This window comes from Cryomorphaceae bacterium (assembly GCA_007695365.1).
Classification (GTDB): domain Bacteria; phylum Bacteroidota; class Bacteroidia; order Flavobacteriales_D; family SKUL01; genus SKUL01.
This window is the reverse complement of sequence record REDV01000082.1, coordinates 19,999-28,809: the sequence shown is the minus strand read 5'-3', so window position 1 is coordinate 28,809 and position 8,811 is coordinate 19,999. Positions and strand designations below refer to the sequence as shown.

The 8,811-nt window shown below is 51.2% G+C and carries 7 protein-coding genes; 3 read left to right on the top strand and 4 right to left on the bottom strand.

Annotation, left to right across the window (positions count from 1 at the left end; genetic code table 11):
* Nucleotides 1-190: 190 nt before the first annotated feature.
* Entirely contained in the window at nt 191-1,258 is a 1,068-nt protein-coding gene (locus EA392_07170) for a CoA transferase (protein TVR39232.1), read from the top strand.
* 11 nt (nt 1,259-1,269) lie between these two features.
* Nucleotides 1,270-2,016, top strand: a complete 747-nt coding sequence (locus EA392_07165) for a hypothetical protein (protein ID TVR39231.1) — start codon at nt 1,270-1,272, stop codon at nt 2,014-2,016.
* 64 nt (nt 2,017-2,080) lie between these two features.
* Here the strand turns inward: EA392_07165 and EA392_07160 are convergent, their stop codons facing one another.
* From EA392_07160 to EA392_07150, 3 genes are all read right to left on the bottom strand, one after another.
* Nucleotides 2,081-2,638: a hypothetical protein gene (locus EA392_07160; GenBank protein TVR39230.1), complete on the bottom strand. Its 558-nt coding sequence runs from the start codon at nt 2,636-2,638 to the stop codon at nt 2,081-2,083.
* Nucleotides 2,635-3,774 (bottom strand): N-acetyl-alpha-D-glucosaminyl L-malate synthase BshA, encoded by a 1,140-nt coding sequence (gene bshA / locus EA392_07155; protein ID TVR39234.1) that lies wholly within the window; start codon nt 3,772-3,774, stop codon nt 2,635-2,637. Before bshA ends, EA392_07160 begins: the two co-directional genes overlap by 4 nt.
* Nucleotides 3,775-3,848: 74 nt before the next feature.
* A complete protein-coding gene (locus EA392_07150; protein ID TVR39229.1) occupies nt 3,849-6,806 on the bottom strand; it encodes a hypothetical protein in 2,958 nt (985 codons plus the stop codon).
* A gap of 754 nt (nt 6,807-7,560) precedes the next feature.
* Here EA392_07150 and EA392_07145 point away from each other — a divergent pair.
* On the top strand, nt 7,561-8,403 hold the full coding sequence (locus EA392_07145) for a DMT family transporter (GenBank protein ID TVR39233.1): 843 nt from the start codon (nt 7,561-7,563) through the stop codon (nt 8,401-8,403).
* On the opposite strand, the gene EA392_07140 is transcribed toward EA392_07145, so the two are convergent.
* Entirely contained in the window at nt 8,400-8,798 is a 399-nt protein-coding gene (locus tag EA392_07140; GenBank protein ID TVR39228.1) for a hypothetical protein, read from the bottom strand. The genes EA392_07145 and EA392_07140 overlap by 4 nt on opposite strands.
* Nucleotides 8,799-8,811: the final 13 nt, after the last annotated feature.

Below are 8,811 nucleotides of genomic sequence, written 5' to 3'. Positions count from 1 at the left end.
TGTTCTATCAGATCCCTCAATACTCGAGACTCTTGCTCTTGCTGTTTTATCAGATCCCTCAAAACTCGAGACTCACACTCTTGCTGTTTTATCCGAATACCCCTCAATACTCAAAACTCACACTGTTGCTGTTCTGCCCCCTCAAAACTCGAAACTCTTGCTCTTGCTCAATATTTCATACTTTCATCCCATGCTCCAAAACCTCAAAATCCTCGACTTCTCCTCCGTCCTCGCCGGCCCGGCCGTAGGAACCTTTTTCGCCGAGCTTGGCGCACAAGTAATTAAGGTAGAAAACAAAGCTGGCGGAGGTGATGTAACACGACAATGGAAGGTTCCGGGCGAAAGTCACGAAACTAAGGCCTCTGCCTACTTTTCATCGGTGAATTACGGCAAATCCTATCACTTTCTGGATGTTTTTGACCCTGATGACCACCAATGTTTCATGGAGCTTTTACAGGGTTGTGATTTGTTGATTACCAATCAAAAACCATCTTCGTTAGAGCGGATGAATCTGGCTTACGATCAACTAAAAGAAAAGTACCCTGAACTGATTTACGGGCAAATCACAGGTTTTGATTCGGACCCCGACCGTGTAGCTTACGATGTAGTGGTGCAAGCTGAAACCGGATACATGTTTATGAACGGCACGCGGGAAACCGCACCTGTCAAATTGCCGCTGGCTTTTATGGATCTTCTCGCCGCACATCAGCTCAAAGAGGGGCTGCTTGTGGCTTTACTGGAGCGCTCCCGGACCGGAAAAGGCGCATATGTTAAGGTCAGTCTGGAAGGCGCGGGCATCGCCTCTCTTGCCAACCAGGCCAGCAACTATTTGATGGCCGGCCATATTCCGCAGGCAATAGGATCTCTGCACCCCAATATTGCGCCCTATGGCGAGATTTTCACCACCGCCGACAACCTACCCGTGGTAATGGCCGTGGGTAGTGACCGGCAATTCAAAACCTTGTGCAACATTTTAGGCTGCGCAAAAATCGCCGAAGAGCCGCGCTTCGAAACCAATCCGCAACGGGTAAAGCACCGCATAGAACTCCATCAATCTCTGTCGCCCTTTTTCAAAAAATTCAGGCGGGATGAACTGATGAAAAAACTCATTTCACACAATGTGCCCGCCGGAGCCGTGAAGAACATGAAAGAAGTGTTTCAATCTAAACTTGCCCAAACTTATGTGCTGCACGAAAAAATAGACGGTGAGGACACACGAAGGGTGCGTTCGGTAGCTTTTAACCTGACGTCTAACTAACTCGTCCAAACATGATACACTTCAATTCACACTTGATATGGCCCCTTGCCTTTTGCTCCTTTCTTCTTACGGGAGCGGTTCTTCAGGCCCAACCACGGGTTTCGGTGGACGCGTCGGCCATTTGGAATAGCAACTGGAACCGTGGAATTGGCGACTTCACGATGCCGGGAGCGCCCAGACGACTGGATGTGGATGTGCCCTTTGCTTTGGGGTTGCGGGGCGAGTATCTTTTCGGAAGATTGGCGCCATACGTTCGTGCACAGTGGCTGCAACGCCGCATGACACTTTTGACGAGAACAGGCAGTTCGGCTTCAATAAACCACAACACCTATGAGTTTCAAACTGGTGCAACCTGGTACATACCTGTTGCCACCAGTACGCGCCTTTTTGTTGGGCTTGGCGGTGGAATCGATCTGATGGCACCCGGTAGCGACCGACTGAGCGTGAATTACCTCGCACCCCCAATGACCTTTGGAATGCCGATTGCCTATCCCGGAGATGTTGTTCAGGAGACTTTTTCGATTCGCCAAACGGACAATCTCAACTGGAGCAGTTCAGCCCGCTTCGGAATTGAAAACATTTTTGGGAAATGGGGCGGCATACAGTGGTGGTTTGAAGTACACATTCAATGGCAGCACAGCTATAGCTACCAATTGGAAAACACTTTCGGTTCGGCTTCTTCAAAGCTGTATCGGGCGCACTACGGCGCAGCCGGAATTTCGTGGGTTTTGCCCAATAAACAAGCAACGATGGAGTAATGAATTCACAAGGTAAATTATGGCTCTGAAATAGTCGGCTTTGGTTTTCCAACAGCCTCAAAAACTAAACAAACTTCTTCCTCTGCTTTTCAAGCAAATCACGCAGTTGTTTGGCTTCTTCGGCGTTGATCTGCAAGCCCACGCCTACCTTTTTTCCGAGGTACTCAAACACAATGCGCTCGCCGCCAACAACCCAAAACGAGTCTTCCATTACGGTTACAATGGAGCGCGGCGCTCGCTCTACCACTTCAAATTGGGCAATGTTGTCGAGAAAATAATCCTTGCGTTTGCCATAGCCTTTGATGCTGCGCTTCACGGAGAGTTGCCCTTCAGAAAAGCGAATCAACTCCACCCCCCAAAGCCGCCAGAACAAGGCCCGGCCAATCTGAAACTCGAAATACACCCAAAAAAACAGCAGCACCACAATGGCCAGCTTGGTATCGCGGGGCAAATCAGTACCCAGTTGAAAAAGAAAAAAGACACCGCAGGCCGTCCACGCCAGCACCCAGGCCATGAGCAGGGTCTCTTTCCAGCGTTCGCCTTTAGCCGAAATGGCGATAGATGCAAATTCCGGCGTGAGCTTGTAGCTGATTCGCGGACTCAGGTATTTTACATCGCTCATGGTGTTACTTTGGCTCTCTCAACAACCTGTTTGTAAAGTGCTTCGTAGCGAGGAACGATTTTGGCCACATCGAAACTCTCTGCCCTGCGGCGAGATTGCTTGCTGAAATGGATATACATCTCATCATCGCTCAGCAACTTAATGGCATCGCGGGCCATGCTTTCCACGTCGCCCACGTTCGACAAAAACCCGGTTTCTCCGTGAATGTTCACCTCGGGAATACCACCGGTATTGGTAGAAATCACCGGAACTCCGCAGGCCATTGCCTCGAGTGACGAAAGTCCAAAACTCTCTGATTCAGATGTCAGAACAAATAAATCGGCCAGCGCCAGAATATTCTCGGGTTGCTGCAGTTTGCCAAGAAATCGAATATCCGAACAGGTGCCTAGTTCGCGGCACATTTGCTCAACCATGCCACGCTGAGGGCCGTCGCCCACCAACAGCAATTTAGCGGGAAGTTGCTGCCGAACCCGCGTGTAAATTTTCACCACATCCGGAACGCGTTTCACCTCGCGGAAGTTGGATATGTGAACCAATATTTTCTCTCCGTTGGGAGCGTAAATGCGTTTTTCTGCCCCTTCCTTGCGCTCTGGGTAATGGGCCACATTCACAAAATTCGGAATCACTTCAATATCCCGCGAAATGGAGAAATGCCGGTATGTATCATCGCGAAGGCTTTTGGACACCGCAGTCACCGCGTCACTCTGATTAATAGCAAAAGTAATGACCGGCTCAAACGACGCGTCTTTACCTACCAGCGTGATATCCGTACCGTGAAGCGTGGTAATGAAAGGGATGTACAATCCTTGCTCCAGGAGAATCTGGCGGGCCATATAAGCCGCTGAAGCATGTGGAATAGCGTAGTGAACGTGCAGCAAATCCAGTTTTTCATGTTTCACCACATCTACCAGTTTACTGGCCAGCACCAACTCGTATGGTGGATAGTCAAAGAGCGGATAATCGCTTACGCGCACTTCATGGTAGAAAATATTCCCGCCAAAGGCACCGAGTCGCGCAGGTTGATTGTAGGTGATAAAGTGAATTTCGTGACCTTTATCAGCCAACGCTTTCCCCAACTCTGTGGCTACCACACCGCTACCTCCAAAAGTAGGATACAATACAATTCCTATCCGCATCATCACATTGTTTGCTGCAAAGGTAGCCTTTCGCGCCCACTGCTTTGCCGGAATTGAGCCACAAGCTTGAAATCTCAATCAACCAGCGCGTCGTAAATGACCTGCTGGATATTGGTTCGGATGTTCAGTTTACTGAGTTTCTTATTCTCGGACGTGGGATATACGCGGTTGCTCAGAAAAACATAAACCAGTTGCTTCTCTGGGTCGGCCCAGGCCATGGTTCCCGTAAAGCCGGTGTGGCCGAAGGTTTCGAAGGTGACGCAATCACACGTAGGACCCGGACCTTTGTCCATAACAGGTTTATCGAACCCTGCTCCCCGTCGCAATTTGTCTTTTTCGCTTTTGCAATATTGACAGCGCGTGTATTCTTCAAGTACTTCCTCGCTCAGATAGCGCACACCGTTGTACACCCCTTTGTTCAGAAAGAGTTGCATGATGGCCGCTACGTCGTGGGCGTTGGAGAACAAACCGGCATGCCCCCCCACTCCGCCCTGCATAGCTGCACCGGGATCGTGTACATCGCCGTGCACCAATCGCTTGCGAAAGGCTCGATCGTACTCAGTAGGGGCTATTACGTCTGTAGAGAAGCGTTTCAACGGCAGGTAACCTATGGTACTTAGCTTCATAGGCTCGTAGAGTTGCGAGGCCACGTAATCCTGAAGATGCATTCCGCTGAGCTGCTCCACGATTTCTTTCACAAAAAAGTAACCGAGGTCACTGTATGCATATTCGCTTTGCTTCATTTCCTGCTGGTTGCGAAGCCGCGTGCCCAGTATGCGGTGAATGAGTGTATCGCTGTGCTGTTGTTTCATAAAAACCCCTTCGGCTACGCGAACAGGGAATTCCTCACTTTGAACCTCGCTGTAAATATCGGCCCGAAGCACTCCTTTTTCCAGCGTTTTCTGATAGAAGGGTATCCACGGAATCAACCCGGCGGTGTGCGACATCACCTTTCGCAGCACCAATTTGTGGTAGGGTGAATCGGCGGGTATCCAACTCAGGTAATCGCCCAACGTGCGGTCCAGGTCGAAAAGTCCGGCATCCTGAAGGTGCATCAATGCTGCGGTAGAGGACAGTATTTTGGTGAGCGAAGCCAAATCGTACAAATCGTCGTTGGTTACAGGATTGGCGTTTTCGTAGGTGTGGTACCCGAAACTACGCTCGTACACCACATGTCCGTGCCGCGCTACCAGCACCTGGCAACCAGGGTAGGCCATTTCGCGAATGCCGTGCTCAGCTATGCTGTCAATTCGAGCCAGTGTACCGGCATCCACACCCCACTCTTCGGGAAGTCCGCGGGGCAGCCCCTTGGTTTTCACCCCCGCCCTACTCCCCGCGGGAGCAAAATCGCCCAAACCAACAGGCAAGCTACCCTGCAGCGGGCTTCGGCCGGCAAGGGCTTCGGCCACCACCTGTCGCGTTTCGCTGTTGTCCTGGTAGGCCACCACAAGGGCGTCGAGCTTTTCGGCTGAGCGCAGTTGCAGCAGGGCGTACGGATTGCCAAAATGCACTACACCTACCCTGTTGTCTTTATTGAGCAGGTTGATGCATACCATAGCCTCCGAGGTGAGTCCAAAGTTCTTTTTGGTATTCTGGCTGGTACCCAAAATATTCACAAGCACTTTATCGTATCCGGCAGCTTTTGATAGCAGGCGATCCACGCTCACGCGATCGGGGGCGGCCGGCATTTCTTCGTAATCGCTCCATCCATAACGATCAAGTGCAATTCGATAGGGAGCATGGTTTTTGCCACCGAAACTCACCACCAGTAACTTTTCACTGCCATCGGTGGCAATGGGCAGGAAATCGTTTTGGTTTACCACTGGGGTAAGAGCACCGCGAACCAGTCGCCGGGCCAGAGATTCGGAGCGCGGATGATTAAGGTCTTCCACGAGGTTTTTCACCTCAATGGGCCGGTAGTTGTGAAGCCCCACCCAGGCTTTGGCCCTAAGAATACGCAAACAATGGGCGTTGATTTCTTCCTCGGTGATATCGCCTTTTTCGAGTGCCTCTTTGATTAGCTTTACCGCTTTGGGCACGTCTTCGGCAAACAGCAGCACATCGTTTCCGGCCAGCAGCGCCTTGAGCTCGGCCGTGCCAGGAGCGAATTGCGCACTTACGCCTTTCATATTGAGGGCATCGGTGATAATCAGCCCTTGAAAACCCATTTCTTCGCGCAGCAGGTCATGCACAATTTTTCTTGACAGTGTGGAGGCTTGTTTTTCAGTATCATCGAGCGCCGGAACAAACATATGCGCCACCATCATACTGGCCAGTCCGCGATCAATCAGCTCCCTGAAGGGGTACAGTTCGAGTGAATCGAGTCTTTCGCGGCTGTGGCGAATGATGGGAAGGGCGTGGTGTGAATCGGTATCGGTATCGCCGTGTCCGGGAAAATGTTTGGCATTGGCCAGAATACGCTCATCCTGCATTCCCTGCATGTAGGCCGCCGATTTGAGCGCTACGTTTTCGCGGAGTTCTCCAAAAGACCTGCTGTTAATGACCGGGTTTACGGGATTGTTGTTGACATCGGCCACCGGGGCGAAGTTGATGTGCATCCCCATGCGCTTGAACTGGCGGGCAATTTCGCGGCCCATTTCGTAGATGAGCGCGTCGTTGGGCAGCGCGCCGAGGGTCATCTGACGCGGAAAAGAGGGCGTGGAATCCAGCCGCATGCTGAGACCCCATTCGGCATCCATTCCCACGAGCAACGGTGTACTGGCCGCAGCCTGCAAGCGATTGCACATGTGTGCCTGGCGTACCGGCCCACCCTGAAAAAAGATTAATCCGCCAATATGATGATCGCGAACAAGCGATTCAAGCTCCTTGATATGGGCCTCGTTTCGATTGCTGTATGCCGCCACCATAAAGAGCTGGCCGATGCGCTCCTCGAGCGTCATGGCCTCAAAGGTTTTCTGCACCCACGTTTCATGGGTTTGCGGGTCCTGTTTTTGCGGAAGGTCAGCAGCATGCCAGCCACCCATGATGGGCAGCGAGACAATCAGTAGGAGAAGCGACAGCGCGTGTTTCATAGCTTGAGTGATTCAGCGAAGTTACAGCTTCTCCAAACCGCATACCGAAGACGCTAAATCATGTTATTCACAGGAGGGGATGGATTGGTTGAGTTCTTTGATCCGGTAGATAATCTCCCATTTCCCACTTAAAGCAAGGCAAAACATGCAAGGCAAATCGAAATGATCAGAGTTTCTGTGGGTGATACTGATAGACAGCAAAGCGTTTTCATTCAAACTTCTAACTCAAAATTTCTATTTTTTGTCGCTTCGGCCGTAGTCTGAGATTTCCGGAATGCATTGGAGAAAATGAGGGCAGAGTGGAAAAGCCTGTCGGAGTTGGTTTCTCCACTTTTGAGAGGAGTGAGGATTGTGTCAACCTATTTCAGGACGATAGTGCGGCTTTGGCGATCAATATCAAAAGTTCGCAGGTACTAATGTCATATCGCAACACATTTGAAATCGCAATATGCTTTTAATCAACCCCAAAAACAAGTTTCCTCCGCTCCCCAACTTTGCCGGGGAGGGAGGAAACTCCAACCACAAACCCGAAGTCCGAATAAATTCGGACCCGAATTCCGCCCGGAGCGCCCAAGCCCCGGACGTATTTTTACCACAGCTACGGGCGCTTGACCCATAGCCGGTTAACCAACTTTACAAAGGTGCCCCATATTCACCTCAAAAAAGCTGACTCCCATCATACCGGTAACTGATTTTCATCATGTATAGCAAGCCCGAGGGGTTGTTTTACCTTTGCGCTGTGCAAAGCCGCGGAATGATTTTGATGCTGGCCTCTGTGGTGCTGTTCGCCACTGTAAACGTGTGCATCAAGTTTTTGAGCGATTTACCCACGCACGAACTGGTATTTTTCCGCTCGGTGGTGCAACTCGCCCTGTCGGCAGGTTTTGTGATTCAGGCTGGTATTCCTTTTTTCGGAAACAACAAACCCTGGCTTATTACGCGGGGCATATCGGGAATGGTGGCACTTTTTCTGTTCTTCTACACGCTTCAGAATATGCCGCTGGCGAGTGCTACCACCATTCAATACCTCTCACCCATTTTTACGGTCATTCTGGCCATTTTCATCAACCGCGAGCGCGTGAAACCTATACAATGGCTGTACTTCAGTTTAGCTTTTGCAGGTATTCTGCTTATCAAAGGGTTTGACCCCCGGGTTACCACGTGGCTGCTGGGTGCTGGTGTGCTTTCGGCGCTGCTCTCAGGGGTTGCGTACAACGCTATTATGCGCTGCAAATACACCGACCATCCTGTTACCATCGTGATGTACTTTCACCTGATAGCCGTGCCGATGATGGGACTTTGGACCTTCTGGGATTGGAAAATGCCCACCGGAAGAGACTGGGTTTTGCTTCTGGTTATCGGGCTGCTATCACAGTTTGCACAGGTGTTTATGGCTCGGGCGCTGCACGCCGACCAGGCAGCGAAGGTCACCCCGTTTAAGTACGTGGGGGCTGTGTTTGCGGTCATTCTGGGATATACCATTTTCGATGAGCGTTTGCAATGGCTCAGTTTAGCGGGCATCGGCCTGGTTCTGGTGGGTGTGTTGCTCAATGCGCGGGTAAAGGCCATTCGCGCCGTTTCCACTACCGGAGCCTAATGCGTTGGAATGAGTCGTGAGCCCAACATGGCCATGGGAACGGGCAGCAGCACGCCGGCAATCTGCATCCAGAAAGGATGACACGGAATCGTAAAGAAGTTCAGCAACACCATCAACAGCATGATGGCGCCTGCGATAAACGCGGGTTTGTTACTGTAACGACAAAACCACTTGGCCATCATTCCAGCCACAAAGGCGCCCACTCCCCAGGCCATTAGCGGGAAAACAAAAACCATGGCGGGTGCAGTGGAAAGGTATGCACATATTTCATCGGAGGTTATTTCTTCAGGGGGCGGATAAAAGAAATGCCCGGCGGCCTCAACAAGTCCAGCTACTACTCCACCCGCTACCAGGGCGGCAAGCACTGCAAGTACAAAGCGTAAGGTTGGGTGCATAGGGTTGGTTTGA